This window comes from Rhodovulum viride, assembly GCF_003265965.1.
In the GTDB taxonomy this organism is placed as follows: Bacteria; Pseudomonadota; Alphaproteobacteria; order Rhodobacterales; family Rhodobacteraceae; genus Rhodovulum; species Rhodovulum kholense.
On the sequence record NZ_MUAV01000016.1, the window covers coordinates 85,467 to 103,620 of the forward strand.

General features: G+C 68.1%; 16 protein-coding genes, 1 tRNA gene and 1 pseudogene. 14 read left to right on the forward strand and 4 right to left on the reverse strand.

What is annotated here, in order from left to right; genetic code table 11:
- Positions 1-102: 102 nt before the first annotated feature.
- Together BYZ73_RS14100 and BYZ73_RS14105 are read right to left on the reverse strand one after the other, a co-directional pair.
- The gene (locus tag BYZ73_RS14100; protein WP_112316440.1) at positions 103-1,572 is read right to left on the reverse strand and encodes a B12-binding domain-containing radical SAM protein; all 1,470 of its coding nucleotides are present in this window, start codon (positions 1,570-1,572) and stop codon (positions 103-105) included.
- 269 nt (positions 1,573-1,841) lie between these two features.
- Complete coding sequence (locus BYZ73_RS14105) at positions 1,842-2,006, reverse strand: hypothetical protein (protein WP_342768208.1); 165 nt, start codon at positions 2,004-2,006, stop codon at positions 1,842-1,844.
- A gap of 590 nt (positions 2,007-2,596) precedes the next feature.
- On the opposite strand from BYZ73_RS14105, the gene BYZ73_RS14110 reads away from it, so the two are divergent.
- The 7 genes from BYZ73_RS14110 to BYZ73_RS14140 all read left to right on the forward strand — a co-directional run bounded on the left by BYZ73_RS14110 (position 2,597) and on the right by BYZ73_RS14140 (position 10,975).
- Complete coding sequence (locus tag BYZ73_RS14110; RefSeq protein ID WP_112316441.1) at positions 2,597-4,156, forward strand: 2-isopropylmalate synthase; 1,560 nt, start codon at positions 2,597-2,599, stop codon at positions 4,154-4,156.
- A gap of 250 nt (positions 4,157-4,406) precedes the next feature.
- Positions 4,407-5,444 carry a rod shape-determining protein gene (locus BYZ73_RS14115; protein WP_108028182.1) on the forward strand — a complete coding sequence of 346 codons (1,038 nt, stop codon included), beginning with the start codon at positions 4,407-4,409 and terminating at the stop codon, positions 5,442-5,444.
- A 58-nt stretch (positions 5,445-5,502) separates the two neighbouring features.
- Complete coding sequence (gene mreC / locus BYZ73_RS14120; protein WP_112316442.1) at positions 5,503-6,426, forward strand: rod shape-determining protein MreC; 924 nt, start codon at positions 5,503-5,505, stop codon at positions 6,424-6,426.
- On the forward strand, positions 6,419-6,958 hold the full coding sequence (locus BYZ73_RS14125; protein WP_112316443.1) for a rod shape-determining protein MreD: 540 nt from the start codon (positions 6,419-6,421) through the stop codon (positions 6,956-6,958). Before mreC ends, BYZ73_RS14125 begins: the two co-directional genes overlap by 8 nt.
- Entirely contained in the window at positions 6,955-8,901 is a 1,947-nt protein-coding gene (gene mrdA, locus BYZ73_RS14130; RefSeq protein WP_112316444.1) for a penicillin-binding protein 2, read from the forward strand. Before BYZ73_RS14125 ends, mrdA begins: the two co-directional genes overlap by 4 nt.
- A complete protein-coding gene (rodA, locus tag BYZ73_RS14135) occupies positions 8,898-10,043 on the forward strand; it encodes a rod shape-determining protein RodA (RefSeq protein WP_108028178.1) in 1,146 nt (381 codons plus the stop codon). The genes mrdA and rodA overlap by 4 nt, the downstream gene beginning before the upstream one ends.
- Positions 10,043-10,975 carry a 2-hydroxyacid dehydrogenase gene (locus tag BYZ73_RS14140; RefSeq protein WP_112316445.1) on the forward strand — a complete coding sequence of 311 codons (933 nt, stop codon included), beginning with the start codon at positions 10,043-10,045 and terminating at the stop codon, positions 10,973-10,975. Before rodA ends, BYZ73_RS14140 begins: the two co-directional genes overlap by 1 nt.
- Before the next feature lie 152 nt (positions 10,976-11,127).
- On the opposite strand, the gene BYZ73_RS14145 is transcribed toward BYZ73_RS14140, so the two are convergent.
- Both BYZ73_RS14145 and BYZ73_RS14150 read right to left on the reverse strand, forming a co-directional pair.
- Positions 11,128-11,934 (reverse strand): SseB family protein, encoded by an 807-nt coding sequence (locus BYZ73_RS14145; protein ID WP_112316446.1) that lies wholly within the window; start codon positions 11,932-11,934, stop codon positions 11,128-11,130.
- Positions 11,931-12,533, reverse strand: a complete 603-nt coding sequence (locus BYZ73_RS14150; protein ID WP_112316447.1) for a uracil-DNA glycosylase family protein — start codon at positions 12,531-12,533, stop codon at positions 11,931-11,933. The genes BYZ73_RS14145 and BYZ73_RS14150 overlap by 4 nt, the downstream gene beginning before the upstream one ends.
- A 302-nt stretch (positions 12,534-12,835) precedes the next feature.
- On the opposite strand from BYZ73_RS14150, the gene BYZ73_RS14155 reads away from it, so the two are divergent.
- From BYZ73_RS14155 to BYZ73_RS14185, 7 genes and pseudogenes are all read left to right on the forward strand, one after another.
- Complete coding sequence (locus BYZ73_RS14155; protein ID WP_112316448.1) at positions 12,836-14,110, forward strand: Na+/H+ antiporter NhaA; 1,275 nt, start codon at positions 12,836-12,838, stop codon at positions 14,108-14,110.
- 125 nt (positions 14,111-14,235) lie between these two features.
- Positions 14,236-14,895: an ABC transporter ATP-binding protein gene (locus BYZ73_RS14160; RefSeq protein ID WP_112316449.1), complete on the forward strand. Its 660-nt coding sequence runs from the start codon at positions 14,236-14,238 to the stop codon at positions 14,893-14,895.
- A 196-nt stretch (positions 14,896-15,091) separates the two neighbouring features.
- On the forward strand, positions 15,092-16,510 hold the full coding sequence (locus BYZ73_RS14165; protein ID WP_245943154.1) for a KpsE/RkpR family capsule polysaccharide export protein: 1,419 nt from the start codon (positions 15,092-15,094) through the stop codon (positions 16,508-16,510).
- A gap of 1 nt (position 16,511) precedes the next feature.
- Positions 16,512-17,345, forward strand: coding sequence for a 3-deoxy-8-phosphooctulonate synthase (gene kdsA, locus BYZ73_RS14170; RefSeq protein WP_108028171.1), 834 nt, complete (start codon positions 16,512-16,514; stop codon positions 17,343-17,345).
- An 80-nt stretch (positions 17,346-17,425) separates the two neighbouring features.
- Positions 17,426-17,500, forward strand: a tRNA-Gln gene (locus tag BYZ73_RS14175).
- Between the two features lie 191 nt (positions 17,501-17,691).
- Positions 17,692-17,994 carry a metallophosphoesterase family protein gene (locus BYZ73_RS14180; RefSeq protein WP_245943155.1) on the forward strand — a complete coding sequence of 101 codons (303 nt, stop codon included), beginning with the start codon at positions 17,692-17,694 and terminating at the stop codon, positions 17,992-17,994.
- Between the two features lie 23 nt (positions 17,995-18,017).
- Positions 18,018-18,154: pseudogene (locus tag BYZ73_RS14185) on the forward strand (IS5/IS1182 family transposase); the annotation flags it as partial.

The window sequence follows — 18,154 nt, forward strand, 5'->3', positions numbered from 1 at the left end:
AGACTGATCTTCCACCGGCTGAGCTTTCGCCAGCTGAACCCCTCGGACCGTGTGACGATCGTCGGCGCCCCGACGCCTTTGGGCGCCGGGCGGGGCGGCGGACTACATCACCCCTTCGAAGGTCAGCGAGGCGCCCTTCAGCGGCTTGCGGTTGATCCGGTGCACCTCGTGCAGCATCTGCAGGACCGCAGAAAGATGCCCGGGACTGCGAAAGGTCGCGTTCTCGTGGTCCATCAGCCCGGTCTCGAGGTTCGGCGCCAGCGCCCCGATCTGCGGATAGCGGTCCGGGTTGCGCCGGATCGCCTGGCCCAGCGGCGTGTCGCCGACAATGGCCAGCCGGTTGACCACCACGCGGTCGATATAGGGCCGGTGGTCAGCCAGAAACCGGGCCGTCAGCCGCACATCCTCGGCGGTTTCGCCGGGATAGCCGAGGATCGAGGTCATGCGCACGCTGATCCCGGCCTCGGAGGCGTGGCGCACGAAGCGCGACAGCGCCTCGGCCGTGGTGCCCCGCCCCATCGCGTTCAGAACCCCCTGCGCCGCCGATTCGAGCCCGGTCGTGATGCGCGACAGCCCGGCGCGGCGCGCCGCTTTCAGCGCCTCGGGCCCCAGCCCGGTCTCGCCATTGGTCTGGACATGGACCGAGGCCGTCCATTCGCAGCCCGGAACCACGCTCTGGGCCTCGTCGATCAGCCCGTGCCAGACCGTGAGGTCCGAATTCAGCTTGAGGTCGAGAAAGGTGAAGATGCCGGTGCGGTGGCGGCGGCTTTGCCAGACCATCTCGTCGCGCACATGCGCGAAGGACCGGCTGCGGAAGGTGCGGCCCGCGCTTGTCCGCACGTCGCTGCAGAAGGTGCATACCCCCCAGCCACAGCCCCGGCCGGTCATCATCGGCACGATCCGGTTGGGATAGCGGTCCCAGGGAAAGTCGGCATAGTCGGGAAAGGGCAGCGCGTCGAAATCGGCAAAGGGCGCCGCCGGGACAAGGTCCGGCCGGTCGGGCGTCGCCAGCCCGGGCACCGCGTGCCCGCCGCCCATGACGCTGTCGACGAGATCCAGCAGATGCCCCTCGGCCTCGCCCGCGAAGACGCCGGACATCCCCGGCAGGTCGAGCCAGTGCGCCGCGATTTCGGGCATGCCGAACATCGGCCCGCCGACCACCACCGGCACGCCGCGGCGCGCCGCCTCGGCGGCAATCGCCCCGCACACCTCGCGATACATGCTGTAGGCCGAGATCAGCAAGAGATCGGTGCCGCGGTCGAGCACGCCCTGCACCTCGGCCAGGGTCGCGGCCTGGGCGCGGGCGCGGGCGGGACTGCGGGCGGCGGCGAGTTTCCGGCGCAGCGCGCGCACCGCCTGGACGCCGCTGACCGCCGTGGCATGGCGCAGGACCGAGTCGTAATAGCCCAGCGCATGCGGCCGGGTCACGCGCCGGTAGCTGCCGACCCCCACGGCAAAGGGCGAGATCACCGTGACCTCGTGGCCGGCCTGACGCAGGATGGCGGCGATCTGGCCGACCGAAAGCGTGGGATAGCGGGAGAAATTGTTCAGATCGACAATTGCGATGCGCATCGGATTTCAACCTGCGATAAAAATTGCAATCGGACTTTCGCCGCGAGGCCGAGCTCCCGGGAAATGATCGGAAAACGGCGACCGGCTTTCTTTGTAAGTCCGCCAATGCGGGATCCTTCCCTCTCCCGCAATCGGAGGGACCGGAGAAAACAGTCTCTGAAAACCCGGGCCACGCAAAAGAAAAAGGCGGCGCGACGCAAAACGACGCAGCGTCGCCCGGCAAATCCGGTCCGCCCGGTCGGTTCGGCCAGGATCGCGAATAGGGCTTCTCAGGCCTTGATCTTGGTGATCTTCAGCGTCTTCATCACGAATTTCTCGTAGAAGGGTTCGCTGATGCCGGTGCGGACCTTGCGCAGGAAATACCATTCGAAGGCAAGCTTGGCATCATGCACCCAGCGGCCCTTCGAGGACCAGCCGACATTGCGCGGCGGCAATTGCGGCATCGCCAGAAAGGCCGCGCCGCCAGCCGATCCCGGCCCAGGGATTGGACGGCGTGAACTGGAATCAGGGCTTGTCCGAAATCACCGTGATCCGGTCGTCCGGCCCAAGATCCTGCTTCAGTTCGAAGGCCTGAAGCGTGCCGCCGAGACCCGCCCCCAACACGACGACATGCACCATTCACGCTCCTCCCGCGAGGCCCCGGGCCGGGCGCCCTCCTCCTCCGACGGCGACTCGTCCCGGCTTTGGCCGTTGACATATTCAATTCTCCGAATGCACGCCGTAAGGGAAATCTCCAAGTCATATTATAACGCGTTCCGCCGGGCGGACCGGGCTGCGGCCAGACCGCGCGGCGGGCCCCGCGAAAGCCCCTTCCCCTGCGCGGCCGGGCCGCTTATACTTCGTCCCATGGAACGCCACGGACATATTGCGATCATTACCGCGCAGCCTGCGCGGACGCTGTCCCTCGGCCTTCTTCTTCTCCTTAGCCGCCTCTGAGCGTGCCGGACAGGCGCGACCGCTCAGAGGGTATCTTCCGCGCCGCACTCCCCCGTAGGCTAAGGCTAAAGACAAGAGAGATTCTGCCATGACCGAGAATTCGCACCAGGACCGCGTCCTGATTTTCGACACCACCCTGCGCGACGGCGAACAAAGCCCCGGCGCCACCATGACCCATGACGAAAAGCTGGAAATCGCGGCGATGCTCGACGAGATGGGCGTCGACATCATCGAGGCGGGCTTTCCGATCGCCTCGGAAGGCGATTTCGAGGCGGTGCGCGACATCGCGAAGAATTCGCGCAACGCGGTGATCTGCGGGCTGGCCCGCGCCCAGTTCCCCGATATCGACCGCGCCTGGGAAGCCGTCCAGCATGCCGCCCGGCCGCGCATCCACACCTTCATCGGCACCTCGCCGCTGCATCGCGACATCACCAAGCTGACGCAGGACGAGATGGTCGAGCGGATCGAGGCGACCGTCGCCCATGCCCGCAATCTGTGCGACAATGTGCAATGGTCGCCGATGGACGCGACCCGGACCGAGCATGATTACCTCTGCCGCGTGGTCGAGACCGCGATCAAGGCGGGGGCCACCACCATCAACATCCCCGACACCGTGGGCTATACCGCGCCGCGCGAAAGCGCGAAACTGATCGAGATGCTGCTGGAACGCGTGCCCGGCGCCGATCAGATCGTCTTTGCGACGCATTGCCACAACGATCTGGGCATGGCGACGGCGAACGCGCTGGCCGCCGTCGAGGCGGGCGCTCGGCAGATCGAATGCACCATCAACGGGCTTGGCGAACGCGCCGGCAATACCGCGCTGGAAGAGGTGGTGATGGCGCTGAAGGTGCGCAACGACATCATGCCCTTCCAGACCGGCATCGACACCACCCGGATCATGGGGCTGAGCCGCAAGGTCGCCACCGTCTCGGGGTTCCCGGTGCAGTTCAACAAGGCCATCGTCGGCAAGAACGCCTTCGCGCATGAATCTGGCATCCACCAGGATGGCGTTTTGAAGAATGCCGAGACCTTCGAGATCATGCGCCCCGCCGATATCGGGCTCAATGCCACGAACCTGGTGATGGGCAAGCATTCGGGCCGCGCCGCGCTGCGCTCGAAGATGAAGGAGCTGGGCTACGACCTGGGCGACAACCAGCTGAAGGACGTCTTCGTGCGGTTCAAGGCGCTCGCCGACCGCAAGAAGGAGGTCTATGACGACGACCTGCTGGCGCTGATGCGCGACAGCGATCTGGATGCCGAACATGACCGCATCCAGGTCAAGTTCCTGCGGGTGATCTGCGGCACCGAGGCGCCGCAATCGGCCGATCTGATCCTGTCGATCGACGGGGTCGAGCACCGGGTCACGGCGCAGGGCGACGGGCCGGTCGACGCCACCTTCGCCGCGGTCAAGGAGCTGGTCGAGCACCACGCCCATCTGGAGCTGTACCAGGTGCATGCGGTAACCGGAGGCACCGACGCGCAGGCCACGGTCAGCGTGCGCCTGTCGGAGGATGGCAAGATCGCGACCGGCCAGGCCTCGGACACCGATACCGTGGTGGCCAGCGCCAAGGCCTACGTGAACGCCCTGAATCGGCTGATGGTCCGGCGCGAGAAGACCAAGCCCGAAGGGAACCTGGCCGCGATCTGATCCGCGCCCCGGCGGCCGGGGCGGAGCGTCCAGCGCCCTGCCCCGGCCAGCCGATGTTCGAAAACTGAAATTCCGCTCCGCAGATCCTTGGGAACCCCGCAAGGCAGATGTTCGGTTGGTGAAAGCGGCGGAAAGACGCTTCCACCCAGCCGAATGCGCCCTTTACCGCCCCGCCGCCGACCGCCTATAACGTGGGCCGGTCCCGGTGGCTGACTCGCGGACCCAGACTTCAATAGCGGGACTCCACGACATGGCAGGATTTGGCGGATTGTTCTCGTCGGACATGGCGATCGACCTCGGCACGGCGAACACGCTCGTCTATGTCAAGGGACGCGGCATCATCCTCAACGAGCCTTCGGTGGTGGCCTTCCACGTCAAGGACGGGCGCAAGCAGGTGCTGGCCGTCGGCGAGGATGCCAAGCTGATGCTGGGCCGGACGCCCGGGTCCATCGAGGCGATCCGGCCGATGCGCGAAGGCGTGATCGCCGATTTCGACGTGGCCGAAGAGATGATCAAGTACTTCATCCGCAAGGTCCACAAACGCACCACCTTCACCAAGCCCAAGATCATCGTCTGCGTGCCCCATGGCGCGACCCCGGTCGAGAAACGCGCGATCCGCCAGTCGGTGCTGTCGGCGGGCGCCCGCCGCGCCGGGCTGATCGCCGAACCGATCGCCGCGGCCATCGGCGCGGGCATGCCGATCACCGATCCCACGGGGTCGATGGTCGTCGATATCGGCGGCGGCACCACCGAGGTCGCGGTCCTGTCGCTGGGCGACATCGTCTATGCCCGCTCGGTCCGCGTCGGCGGCGACCGGATGGACGACGCCATCATCAACTACCTGCGCCGCCAGCAGAACATCCTGATCGGCGAGGCCACGGCCGAACGCATCAAGACCTCGATCGGTTCGGCGCGGATGCCCGATGACGGGCGCGGCGCGGTCATGCACATTCGCGGCCGCGACCTTCTGAACGGCGTGCCGAAGGAAATCGAGATCAACCAGGCCCAGATCGCCGAGGCGCTGGCCGAACCCGTGCAGCAGATCTGCGAGGCGGTGATGACCGCGCTTGAGGCGACGCCGCCGGATCTGGCGGCCGATATCGTCGACCGGGGCGTGATGCTGACCGGGGGCGGGGCGCTGCTGGGCGAGCTGGATCTGGCGCTGCGCGAGCAGACGGGGCTTGGGATTTCGGTCGCCGACGAGTCACTCAATTGTGTGGCGCTGGGGACCGGCAAGGCGCTGGAATACGAAAAACAGCTCCGGCATGTGATAGATTACGAGAGCTGAGCCCGGCCTGACCCCGGCATGACACCGGCGGGCCGCGCGTGGCGCAAGCGAGGCTGACTTGGCCGCAGATCGCAACACCCAGATCGACTATGCCCGCCCGATCCGCCGCATCCTGATCGGCGGCACCGTTTTCGTGCTGATGGCGCTGTTCGTGCTGTGGCGAATCGACAGCCCGCGCGTCGAACGGATGCGCGCCGCGCTGATCGACCGGGTGGTCCCCAGCTTCGACTGGGCGATGGCGCCGGTCACCAAGGGCGCCGAGCTGGTCGAGGGCTTTCAGTCCTATGCGCGCCTCGCCGAACAGAACCAGGAACTGCGCCGCGAGCTGCGGCAGATGAAGGCCTGGAAAGAGGCGGCGTTGCAGCTGGAACAGGAAAACGCCAAGCTTCTGGATCTGAACAATGTGCGGCTCGATCCCAGCCTGACCTATGTGACGGGCGTGGTGATGGCCGATAGCGGGTCGCCCTTCCGGCAGTCGGTGCTGCTGAACGTGGGCGCGCGCGACGGCATCGTCGACGGCTGGGCCACCACCGACGGGCTGGGGCTGGTCGGCCGGATATCGGGCGTGGGCGAGACCACGGCGCGGGTCATCTTGCTGACCGATTCCAACAGCCGCGTGCCGGTCACGATCCAGCCCTCGGGCCAGCGCGCGATCCTGGCGGGCGACAACTCGACGGCGCCGGTGCTCGACTTCGTCGAGGACCCGGCCGTGGTGCGGCCCGGCGACCGGGTGGTGTCCTCGGGCGATGGCGGGGTGTTTCCGGCAGGGCTTCTGGTCGGCCATCTGGCGCTTGGGCGCGACCAGCGGCTGCGGGTGCGGCTGGCCGCCGAATACGACCGGCTGGAATTCCTGCGGGTGCTCAGAAGCCACGCCAACGAGGTGATCCGCGATCCCGGCGCGCTGGTGATCCCGGCCCCGGTGGGGCCGCAGCCGATGCCCGCCCCGGCGGCCGATGCGGGCGGAGAGCCCGGCAATGGTTGACCCGACAACGCTGGACCGCTGGCTGTACCGGCTGATCTTTCTGGGCCTCGCGGGGCTGGCGGTCTTCGTGATGATCCTGCCGCTGGAAACCCGCCCGGGCCGCCTGCCCGCCCCCGACTGGATGCTGTGCCTGACGCTGGCCTGGCTGCAGCGCCGCCCCGACTACCTGCCGCCCTGGCTGATCGCGGGCGTGTTCCTGATGCTCGACATGCTGCTGATGCGCCCGCCGGGGCTGATGACCGCGCTCGTGCTGGTCGGGTCCGAATTCCTGCGCGCGCGCCAGCAGGTCTCGGTCGAGACGGCCTTCGGGCCGGAATGGCTGCTGACCGGGGGCACGATCTTCGCAATCTATCTGGCCGACGGGATGGTGCTGGCGCTGTTCTCGGTGCCGGAGGCCGATTTCGGGCGGCTGATGTTCCTCGCGCTGGTGACGGCGCTGGTCTATCCGCTGGTCGCCCTGGCCTCGCGCTATGCGCTGGGCGTGCGCCGGGTCACGCCGGGCGATCTGGACCCGAGGGGGCTGAACCGATGAAGCGGTCGCAACGCGAGGCCGAGGAAAGCAGCCGCCGGATCGGCCGGCGGACGCTGGTGCTGGGCGGGGCCCAGGCGCTGTTTGCCGGGGTGCTGGCACTGCGGATGCGGCAGTTGCAGGTGACCCAGGCCGACGAGTTCCGCCTGCTGGCCGAAGAGAACCGGATCAACATCCGCCTGATCCCGCCCGGGCGCGGCATCCTCTATGACCGCCAGGGCCATGTGATCGCCGAGAACGAGCAGAATTACCGGATCGTCATCGTGCGCGAGGATGCGGGCGATCCCGAACAGGCGCTGGCGCGGCTGACCCGGCTGGTGCGGCTGGACGACGAGACCGTCGAACGCGCGCTGAAGGAGATCCGCCGCCACAGCCCCTTCGTGCCGGTCACGATCGCCGACCGGATGCGCTGGGAAGAAGTCGCGAGCGTCGCGGTCAACGCGCCGGTCCTGCCGGGCATCACGCCCGAGGTCGGGCAGTCGCGGCACTATCCGATGGGGCCCGATTTCGCCCATGTGGTGGGCTATGTCGGGCCGGTCTCGGACTATGACCTGTCGAAGCTCGAGGACCCCGACCCGCTGTTGCAGATCCCGCGGTTCCAGATCGGCAAGACCGGGGTCGAGGCCAAGGAAGAAGAGCTGTTGCGCGGCAAGGCCGGGACCCGCCGGATCGAGGTCAATGCCGCGGGCCGGGTGATCCGCGAGCTTGACCGGATCGACGGACAGCCTGGATCGGACCTGCAGCTGACCATCGATGCCGGGTTGCAGAACTTCATGCAGGCCCGGCTGGGCGAGGAAAGTGCCGCCGCCGTGGTGCTGGACATCGAGCAGGGCGACGTGCTGGGCATCGCCTCGTCGCCGAGCTTCGATCCGAACAAGTTCGTGCAGGGCATCTCGGTCGCCGATTACCGCGCGCTGACCGGCACGCCCTACCGGCCGCTGTCGAACAAGGCGGTGCAGGGGGCCTATCCGCCGGGCTCGACCTTCAAGGTCGTGACCGCGCTGGCCGCGCTGGAAGCCGGGGTCATCACGCCCGAGGACACTGTCTGGTGCCCGGGCTATCTCAAGCTTGGCGAACGGCGGTTCCATTGCTGGAGCCGCGGCGGGCATGGCCATGTCGACCTGACCGAGAGCCTGCAGCAGTCCTGCGACGTCTATTACTACGACGTCGGCCAGCGCGTCGGCATCGACAATATCGCCGCGATGGCGCGCAAGCTGGGGATCGGCGTGCATCACGAGCTGCCGATGTCGGCCGTGGCCGAAGGGCTGGCGCCGGACCGCGCGTGGAAGCGCGCGCGCTACGGGCAGGACTGGCAGGTCGGCGACACGCTGAACGCCTCGATCGGCCAGGGCTATGTGCTGGCGACGCCGCTGCAACTGGCGGTGATGTCGGCGCGGATCGCCAGCGGGCGGGCGGTGACACCGCGGCTGGTGCGCTCGATCGACGGGGTCGAGCAGCCCTCGGGCGCGGGCGCGGCCCTGGACATTCATCCCGCGAACCTCGCCCGGATCCGCAAGGGCATGGATGCGGTGGTCAATTCGCGGCGCGGCACGGCGCACCGCTCGCGCGTCGTGGCCGAGGGCATGGCGATGGCGGGCAAGACCGGCACCAGCCAGGTGCGCAACATCACCGCGGCCGAGCGCGCGGCGGGCGTCTTCCGCAACGAGGACCTGCCCTGGGAGCGGCGCGACCATGCGCTGTTCGTGGCCTTCGCCCCGGTCGAGGCGCCCAAGGTCGCGGTCGCGGTCGTGGTCGAGCATGGCGGTGGCGGCTCGGCCGTGGCCGCGCCCATCGCCCGCGACATCACGCTGCGCGCGCTCTATGGCCGGGTGCCTCCGGGCGAGGCCTATCCGAGCGACCAGCGCTGGGAGGCCGAACGGCGCCTGAACGACTTGCCGCTGCGCGATCCCGGGTCGTTCTCGTCGGGCGGGAGGAGCCGGGCGTGAGCTATCTTGAATATAACGTCAAGCGCGTGCCGACCGGCCTGTCGAAGGTGCTGTATGTCAACTGGGCGCTGGTGCTGCTGCTGACGGCGGTGGCGGGCATCGGCTTCATGATGCTTTATTCGGTGGCGGGCGGGCGGCTGGAACCCTGGGCCGATCCGCAGATGAAACGCTTTGCGCTGGGGATGACGGTGATGTTCGTCGTCGCCTTCGTGCCGATCTGGTTCTGGCGCAACATGGCGGCGCTGGCCTACGGGATCTCGGTCCTGCTGCTGGTCGCAGTCGACTTTTTCGGCACGGTCGGGATGGGCGCCCAGCGCTGGATCGATCTGGGGGTCTTCCGGTTGCAGCCCTCCGAGCTGTCGAAGATCACGCTGGTGATGATGCTGGCCGCCTATTACGACTGGCTCGATATCCGCCATGTCTCGAAGCCGCAATTCGTGGCCTTGCCGCTTTTGCTGATCCTCTTGCCGACGGCGCTGGTGCTGAAGCAGCCCGATCTGGGCACGGCACTTCTGCTGATCGCGGGCGGCGGGATCATCATGTTTCTGGCGGGGGTGCACTGGGCCTATTTCGCGGTGGTGGTCGCGGGGGGCGTGGGGCTGGTCTCGGCGGTCTTCGCCAGCCGCGGCACGCCCTGGCAGTTGCTGAAAGACTATCAGTTCCGCCGGATCGACACCTTCCTCGACCCGTCCTCGGACCCGCTGGGGGCGGGCTATCACATCACCCAGTCGAAGATCGCCCTGGGTTCGGGCGGCTGGGCGGGCCGAGGCTTCATGCAGGGCACGCAGTCGCGGCTGAACTTCCTGCCCGAGAAGCATACCGATTTCATCTTCACCACGCTGGCCGAGGAGTTCGGCTTTGTCGGCGGGGTCTCGCTGCTGGCGCTTTACGTGCTGATCATCGTCTTCTGCATCTCGTCGGCGATGCAGACCAAGGACCGGTTCTCGTCGCTGCTGACGCTGGGGATCGCGGCGACCTTCTTCCTGTTCTTCGCGGTCAACATGTCGATGGTGATGGGGCTGGCGCCGGTGGTGGGGGTGCCCTTGCCGCTGGTGTCCTATGGCGGCTCGGCCATGCTGGTGCTGCTGGCGGCCTTCGGGCTGGTGCAGAGCGCGCATATCCACCGGCCGCGGGGGCGCTGATGCCAAGGATCCTGTTTTCGGCCCCGCCCGAGCTTTGGGCCGAGTATCGCGCGCCGCTGGCCCGCGCCTTCGGCGAGGCGGGGATCGCGGCCGAGGTGACGACCGAGACCGGCGATCCGGCGGCCATCGACTATGTGGTCTTCGCGCCGAGGGGCGGGATTTCGGATTTCACGCCCTTCACCGGGGCGAAGGCGGTCCTGAGCCTCTGGGCCGGGGTCGAGACCGTGGTCGGCAACCCGACCCTGACCCAGCCGCTTTGCCGGATGGTCGATGCGGGCCTCGAGGAAGGCATGGTCGAATGGGTGACGGGCCATGTGCTGCGCCATCATCTGGGGATCGACCGCTACATCCGCGCCGACGGCCCGCACTGGGACAAGCGCGTGCCGCCGCTGGCGCGCGACCGGACGGTCGCGGTGCTGGGGCTGGGCGAACTCGGTCGGGCCTGTGCCGAGGCGCTGGCCGCGCTGAGGTTCCGGGTGCTGGGCTGGAGCCGCACGGCGCGGTCCGTAGTGGGGGTCGAGTGCCATCACGGCAAGGACGGGCTGCGCCAGGTGCTGGAACGGGCCGAGATCGTGGTGCTGCTGTTGCCGCGTACGCCCGAGACCGAGGGGCTGATCGACGCCGAGCGGCTGTCCTGGCTGCCCCAGGGCGCGGTGCTGCTCAATCCGGGCCGGGGGGCGCTGCTGGACGAGACGGCGGTTCTGGCGGCGCTTGATGCCGGGCGGCTGAGCCATGCCACGCTGGATGTCTTCCGGGTTGAGCCGCTGCCGCCCGATCATCCGTTCTGGGCCCATCCGCGGGTCACGGTGACGCCCCATATCGCCTCGGAGACCCGCCCTGCCTCGGCCGCGCGAGTGATCGCCGAGAATGTGCGCCGCTCGGAGGCGGGCGAGCCGCTTCTGTTCCGGGTCGACCGCGCGCGGGGGTATTGAGGGGCGTCAGGCCCGGCCGCTCCCGCCGCCGGCCTGCACAGGGCTTGCGCCCTGCTGGTCCGGCCTTGGGCCCGGCCGCGCGCTGGGCGCGCGCGGCGCCTCCGGCGGGGGGTATTTTCGCCAAGAAGAAGAGGCGGTCTAACGTAGGCGGTCTAACGTAGGCGGGGGGGCGCGTCGGGATCGGCGACCGGGGCCACGGTTTCGGGCTCGGGCTGGGGCAAGTCGATGCGGAGGCCGAGACGCGAGAGCCGGGCGGCCATCGGTGCCTGGGACGCGAAGAAGGCCAGATCGAGCGCGCCGCTGTCGAGACCGCTGAAGCGGACCGCCTCGGAGACCGCGCGGGCGAGCGCGGGTTCGGCGCCCTCGGCCGGGTCGAGGAAGGCCAGAAGCAGCGTCGTCTCGCCCGCAGGGTGGCGGAGCCCGGCGAGCCAGGCGCAGGCGGCGAGCCCCGCCGCATCGGCCAGGCAGGTGTCGAGCGCGGCCAGAAGCGGCGCGGGCAGATCGCCCGGCGGGGTCAGCGCCTCGGCGACGAGATCGAGCGGTTCGGGCGCCGCGGCCAGCATGTCGGCCCACCAGTCGACCGCCGCGGCGGGCAGAAGCTCGCCCGCCTCGGTGCCGAGATCGACGCCGAGGCCGAGGCCGGTCCCGGCCAGCATCGCGGCCAGCGTCCGGCCCGGCATCGCCGCATAGGGCGAGGGCGTGCCGGTGAAATCGGTCAGCCTGCCCTCGTCGGCGAAGGCCAGCACCACGCGGCCTTCATCGAGGTCGAAGATGCGGGGCGCGATCCGGTCGTCCTCGGCGTCGCGATCGAGCAGGAGCACCAGTTCACCGGCGGCGAGGCGGCCGTAATAGGCGAGCCGGGGGCCCGGATCGTCGGGCGCGGCGGTCATCGCGGCATGGGCGCGGTCGAGGGCCGCGGCGCGGCCACGCGGCTGGGAAGCGGGAGTGTCGGCGGTCATGCGAGAACCTCGGCGACGCGCTGGCGGAGGGCGGGGATCAGTTCGGCCTCGTACCAGGGGTTGCGGTTGAGCCAGGCGGTATTGCGCCAGGAGGGATGTGGCAAGGGGAAGACTTGCGGCGCATGGGCGCGCCAGCCCGCGACGGTGGCGGTCACGCCCGGCCGGGCCGCGCGACCGAGATGCCAGCGCTGGGCATAGCCGCCGATCAGCAGGGTCAGCGGCACCGGGCCCAGCGCGGCCAGGACGGCGCGATGCCAGGTCTCGGCGCAGAGCGGGGGCGGCGGCAGGTCGGCGCCTGCGCCGTCATAGCCCGGGAAGCAGAAGGCCATCGGCAGCACCGCGACCCGGGAGAGGTCGTAGAAGGTCTCGGGGCCGATCCCCATCCAGGCGCGGAGCCGGTCGCCCGAGGGATCGAGGAAGGGCCGCCCGGCCTTGTGGACCCGGAGCCCCGGCGCCTGGCCGCAGACAAGCACCCGCGGCGCCGGGCCGAACCAGGGCACCGGGCGCGGCGCATGGGCGGTGGCAGTCGCGGCGAAGCGGTCGGCGCAGAGCCGGCAGGCCGCGATGCGGTCGCGCAGATCGTCAAGGGCGGCGGTCATGTCCCGGACCTAGGGCGAAACCGGCATCCGCGCAATCGCGCCCGCCCCGAAGCTGCGGGGACCGGACGCGCCCGAGGCGCGCAGGCGGTGGGGACAGGGGCGGGGCCCTGCGGCCCGGTCCCTGGCCGCCGGGCCTCCGGGCTGTCGCTGTCGTGCCGAAAATCTGGCGGCTCGGGGTCGGCCGCCGGGCACCCGGCGGTCTTTGGCCGGGGACCAGCGGGCATATGACCGCAGGGCAGGTTGCCCATCGGCAAGGGTTCGATTAAGCCACGGCAAACGGAACGGAAGGGAATGACGGGGGAATGTACCGAGTCTGGAATTTCGTGACGGCCTATTCGCTGTTGCTGATCGGGGGCGCCGTCACGGCACTGGTCTGGGTCAACCTGCACCCGAATTCGTATCATGATTTCGTCGAATACGTTCTGATCGACGATTTTTTCATCGGTCATGCGCATGAGGTCGAGGGCCATGTCACCCGGACCCTGACCGTGCATTATCTGGTCAACGACCTGCTGATGGCTTTCTTCTTCGCCATCGCCGCCAAGGAGGTCTGGGAGGCGATCATCCTCCGGAACGGGTCGTTGCGGGGGCGGAAAGCAGCAACGCCGCTTTTCGCCACGCTGGGCGGTATGCTTGGTCCCATCGCGGTCTATCTGGGGCTGGCGGCGATCCTCGGCTCGACCACCTTCGATGCGGTGCATCGCGGCTGGGCGATCCCGACGGCGACCGATATCGCCTTTTCCTATCTGGTCGGCCGGATCGTCTTCGGGGCCGGGCATCCGGCGGTGCGGTTCCTGCTGTTGCTGGCCATCGCCGACGATGCGGCCGGGCTGATCATCCTTGCGGTTTTCTACCCGTCGGGCGACCTGCAGCCCTTGTGGCTTCTCTTGTCGGGCGGGGCGGCGCTGGCGGTGTTCGTTCTGTGCAACTGGCTGCCGCGGCGGCTGGACCGGGGCCGGCAGATGCGGCCGGTCTCGAGCTGGGTGCGGCGTTATCTGAACGTCTGGCCCTATGCCCTGGCCGGGGCGGCAAGCTGGTTCGGCTTTCAGGAGGCGGGCCTGCACCCGGCGCTGGGGCTTCTGCCGGTGGTGCCCGCGATCCCGCATGCGGATCGCGCCTTCGGCATCTTCTCCGAGGCCGAGCAGTATCTGACCGACCTGCTGAACCATATCGAGCATAATCTGAAGGTGCCGGTCGAGATCGTCCTGTTCTTCTTCGGGCTCTGCAATGCCGGGGTCGAGTTCTCGTCGATCGGGGTGCCGACCTGGCTGGTCTTCCTCGGGTTGCTGATCGGCAAGCCGGTGGGGGTGCTGGTCTTCGGCTGGATCGCCGCGCGCGGGCTGCGGCTGGGCCTGCCGCAGGGGATGCGCACCGCCGATCTGCTGGTGGTCGGCTGCGTCGCCGCCATCGGCTTCACGGTGTCGCTGTTCATCGCATCCGTCGCCTTCAACTCGGGCATCACGCTTGACGGCATCGACGTGCAGGAAGCCGCCAAGATGGGCGCCCTGTTCAGTTTCGCCGCCGCCCTGATGGCCATCGGCGCGGGCAAGCTGATGCGCGTGCAGAAGCGCGACTGACCGCTTCGGCAGCCGGGATCGGCTCCGGCTGCCGGACATAATCTGGCCCAAATCGTCCTTTACGCTCCGATCCGGAAACAATTCTGGACCGCCGTTCCCCCTGTGGGCGCGCGGATGATCGGGGCATGCTGGAGTTCATCGAGGTCAGCAAGAGCTTCTGGACGGGCAAGCAGCGCAAGGTGATCCTTGACCGCGCCTCGTTCCGCGTCGAGCTGGGCCATTCGCTGGGCGTGCTGGCTCCGAACGGCACCGGCAAGACCACGCTGATCAACATGATGGCGGGGATCGAGAAGCCCGACGAGGGGCGGATCAAGCGCGATTGCCGGATCTCGTTTCCGCTGGGCTTCATGGGCGGCGTCGTCAACCGCCACAGCGGCACCGAAAACGCCCGCTATATCGCCCGGCTTTACGGGCTCGACCCCGACTATGTCGAGGCGTTCTCGCGCTGGCTGTGCGGGATCGACGAATATTACGACATGCCGGTCGGCACCTACAGCCAGGGCATGCGGGCGCGGTTCACCTTCTCGCTGATGCTGGCGCTCGATTTCGACATCTACCTGATCGACGAGGGCATGCCCTCGACCACCGATGTCGAGTTCAACCGCCGTGCGGGGGCGATCCTGCGCGAGCGGCTGGAAACCACCACGGTCGTGATTGTCTCGCACCAACCCGAGACGCTTGAAAAGTTCTGCCGCTCGGCAGCGGTGCTCAGGGATGGCCAGTTGCATCTGTTCGATACCCTGGAAGAGGCAAGATCCCTCTATGACTACCAAAGCCAAGGCTAGGACGTTCAACACCCGGACCACCGAGGCCGTGCTGGCCGCGGCAGCGCGTGCCCGCGCAGCCCGGGACGGCCGGGCGGTGGCGGGATCGGCGCTGCCCCCCCCTGCCCCGGCCCCGGCCTCTGCCTCAGCCGATAGAACCCCGCTCCAGGAAATCGAGCAGATCCGCCGCGAAGGTCTGTCCGGCAGGGAATTGCGCATGGCCCGCCGCATCGCGCAAAAACAGGGCCTGTCGATCACATCGGACTTCGACGCCGTCCGGCAGCTTCGCAGCCGCGGGATCCACCAGTTCAGCCGCAACGCCGTGCTGAATTTCGGCGAGGGCCGGCCCATCGCGCCCGGGGCCAACGACCCTGCCGCTCCGGCGGGGGCGACACCCGGCCCCGCCAAGGCCTCCGGTTCGCAGGCCACCCCTGCCGCCCCTGCCCCGGCACCGGGTCCTGCCGCGCTGACCTCGCCCGCCGCCGAACGCGCCAGCGCGGTCAGCGACATCCAGCGCGACATCGCCCACCGGCGCCGCCGGGCGCTGACCATGCTGATGGCCCGGCTGTCGGTTTTCGTGGTCCTGCCGGCCGCGCTGGCGGGCTATTACTTCTTCGCCGTGGCCACGCCGATGTACGCCACGCTGTCCGAATTCGTCATCCAGCAGGCCGACGCGCCCAGCGGCGGCGGCGGGCTGGGCAGCCTTTTCCAGGGCAGCAGCCTCGCGATGCAGCAGGATTCGATCGCGGTCCAGAGTTATCTGCAATCGCGCGATGCGATGCTGCGCCTCGACGAAGATCAGGAGTTCCGCGCGCATTTCAGCCAGCCCTCGATCGACCCGATCCAGCGCCTGCGCGGCAGCGGCGGGATCGAGGACGCCTACAAGGTCTACCGCCACGCCGTCGAGATCGGCTACGACCCGACCGAGGGCATCCTCAAGATGGAGGTTCTGGCGGCCGACCCGCAGGTCTCGGCCGCATTCTCGAAGGCGCTGATTTCCTACGCCGAGGATCGGGTCGACGGCCTGACCCAGCGCCTGCGCGAGGACCAGATGGCGGGCGCCCGGCAAAGCTACGATGCAGCCGAAGAGCGCGTGGCCGTGGCTCAGAACCGGGTGCTGGCACTGCAGGAAAAGCTGGGCGTGATCGACCCCGCCAGCGAAACCGCCGCGCTGATGGGCCAGATCAATACGTTTGAGATCGAACTCCGACACAAGCGGCTGGAACTGCAGCAGCTTCTGGACAATGCCACCCCCAATGCCGCGCGCGTCTCGGGCGTCGAGGGCGACATCCGCCGGCTGGATGCCATGGTGCGCGAACTGCGCGCGGTCATGACAGAGGGCAGTTCCAGCGGTGGCTCGCTGGCCAGGGTCTCGGCCGAGCTGCGGATCGCCGAAGCCGATCTGGGCAACCGCCAGCTGTTGCTGCAACAGGCGTTGGAACAGCTTGAAACCGCCCGGATCGAGGCCAACCGTCAGGTCCGCTACCTGTCGCTCGGGGTCAGCCCGGTCGCGCCGGACAAGGCGGCCTATCCGCGCGCCTTCGAAAATACCGCGCTTGCCCTTTTGATCTTCGGCGGCATTTACCTCATGATCTCGCTGACCCTGTCCATCTTACGCGAACAAGTATCAGCCTGACATGAAACATATCGAGATCGGCGGCCTGCCCGTCGGAAATGCCCGCCCGCTGACGGTGATCGCTGGCCCCTGCCAGCTTGAAAGCCTGGACCACGCCCTGATGATCGGCCGCGCCATGCAGGACGCCTGCGCGGCGGCCGGTGCGGGCTATATCTTCAAGGCCAGCTTCGACAAGGCCAACCGCACTTCGCTGTCGGGGCGCCGTGGCGTCGGCATCGACAAGGGGCTCGAGATCCTGGCCGAGCTGCGCCGCCAGCTGGGCGTGCCGGTTCTGACCGATGTCCATACCGCCGAGCAATGCGCGCCCGCGGCCGAATCGGTCGACGTGCTGCAGATCCCGGCCTTTCTCTGCCGCCAGACCGACCTGTTGCTGGCCGCGGGCGAAACCGGGGCCGCGGTCAACGTCAAGAAGGGCCAGTTCCTCGCCCCCTGGGACATGGCCAATGCGGTCGCCAAGATCGAATCGACCGGCAACCGGCGGATCCTGCTGACCGAGCGCGGCGTGTCCTTCGGCTACAACACGCTGGTCGCCGACATGCGCAGCCTGCCGATCATGGCGCGTCTGGGCTACCCGGTGGTGATGGACGCGACCCATTCGGTGCAGCAGCCGGGCGGTCAGGGCGGGTCGAGCGGCGGCCAGCGCGAATTCGCCCCGGTGATGGCGCGCGCGGCCGTGGCCGTGGGCGTTGCCGCGGTCTTCATCGAGACCCACGAGGCGCCCGACCGCGCGCCTTCGGACGGTCCCAACATGATTCCGCTGGCCGAGATGCCCGGCCTGATCGAAACGCTGATGGGCTTTGACCGACTGGCCAAGGCCCATCCTCTATCGGTCTGAGATCTGGGGGCCCGGGCGCATTTTTTCGCCAAATTGGGCTTGAAGCCCGTCCGGGCATCCCGTATCTACGCCTCCACCGTTGGGGCGTAGCCAAGTGGTAAGGCACCGGTTTTTGGTACCGCGCACCGTAGGTTCGAATCCTACCGCCCCAGCCAAATCTCATTCTGCCATGTTCGCCCAAGGTTGACGCCTATCCGGTCCGACCTGGCATCTTGCTCGGGCAAGACTGGCATCTTCTGACGTTCCGAGCGCCTCATCGTCCTGAATCCTTTTGAACTACCAGGCATTTGCGCCCGTGCGACCTCGCCCCTAGACTGAGGTCTGACGAACACGGGACGGCGCAGGTATGGCCAGCTGGTATTCGGCCGGCCTGCGCTTCGGCCACCACCGCATCATCGACTTCTGCAAGCGCCCCTTCGCCTCAACCGCGGAGATGAACGCGAGCCTGATCGCCAACTTCCAGGCCTGTGTCGCCCATGATGACGGCCTCTGGATCTTGGGAGATTTCGCTTTCGGCCGCGCTGATGATACGGCACAGTTCGAGAGCTGGTTTCACAGTCTCCCCGGCCGTAAGCACCTGATCATCGGCAACCACGACGATGAGGCCGTGATGGCGTTGTTGCGCAAATCCAGGGGATTCATCTCGTGAATGCAGCATGCTAGCCGGGCAGCATGAGCAGACCTCCGAAGCCGATCTACAAGACGATCAACTGGCAAGCGTATAACCAGGCGCTGAGGCAGCGCGGCTCGCTGACCGTCTGGTTCGATCCCGAGATGCAGTGGGACGCGGTCCCTTCCGGACGGCGCGG

Excerpts from the sequence above, each read along its gene's own strand:
- BYZ73_RS14100 (WP_112316440.1), bottom strand. The coding sequence starts at position 1,572 with ATGCGCATCGCAATTGTCGATCTGAACAATTTCTCCCGCTATCCCACG.
- BYZ73_RS14110 (WP_112316441.1), top strand. The coding sequence starts at position 2,597 with ATGACCGAGAATTCGCACCAGGACCGCGTCCTGATTTTCGACACCACC.
- BYZ73_RS14115 (WP_108028182.1), top strand. The coding sequence starts at position 4,407 with ATGGCAGGATTTGGCGGATTGTTCTCGTCGGACATGGCGATCGACCTC.
- BYZ73_RS14125 (WP_112316443.1), top strand. The coding sequence starts at position 6,419 with ATGGTTGACCCGACAACGCTGGACCGCTGGCTGTACCGGCTGATCTTT.
- mrdA (WP_112316444.1), top strand. The coding sequence starts at position 6,955 with ATGAAGCGGTCGCAACGCGAGGCCGAGGAAAGCAGCCGCCGGATCGGC.
- BYZ73_RS14140 (WP_112316445.1), top strand. The coding sequence starts at position 10,043 with ATGCCAAGGATCCTGTTTTCGGCCCCGCCCGAGCTTTGGGCCGAGTAT.
- BYZ73_RS14145 (WP_112316446.1), bottom strand. The coding sequence starts at position 11,934 with ATGACCGCCGACACTCCCGCTTCCCAGCCGCGTGGCCGCGCCGCGGCC.
- BYZ73_RS14150 (WP_112316447.1), bottom strand. The coding sequence starts at position 12,533 with ATGACCGCCGCCCTTGACGATCTGCGCGACCGCATCGCGGCCTGCCGG.
- BYZ73_RS14155 (WP_112316448.1), top strand. The coding sequence starts at position 12,836 with ATGTACCGAGTCTGGAATTTCGTGACGGCCTATTCGCTGTTGCTGATC.
- BYZ73_RS14160 (WP_112316449.1), top strand. The coding sequence starts at position 14,236 with ATGCTGGAGTTCATCGAGGTCAGCAAGAGCTTCTGGACGGGCAAGCAG.
- BYZ73_RS14165 (WP_245943154.1), top strand. The coding sequence starts at position 15,092 with ATGGCCCGCCGCATCGCGCAAAAACAGGGCCTGTCGATCACATCGGAC.
- kdsA (WP_108028171.1), top strand. The coding sequence starts at position 16,512 with ATGAAACATATCGAGATCGGCGGCCTGCCCGTCGGAAATGCCCGCCCG.
- BYZ73_RS14180 (WP_245943155.1), top strand. The coding sequence starts at position 17,692 with ATGGCCAGCTGGTATTCGGCCGGCCTGCGCTTCGGCCACCACCGCATC.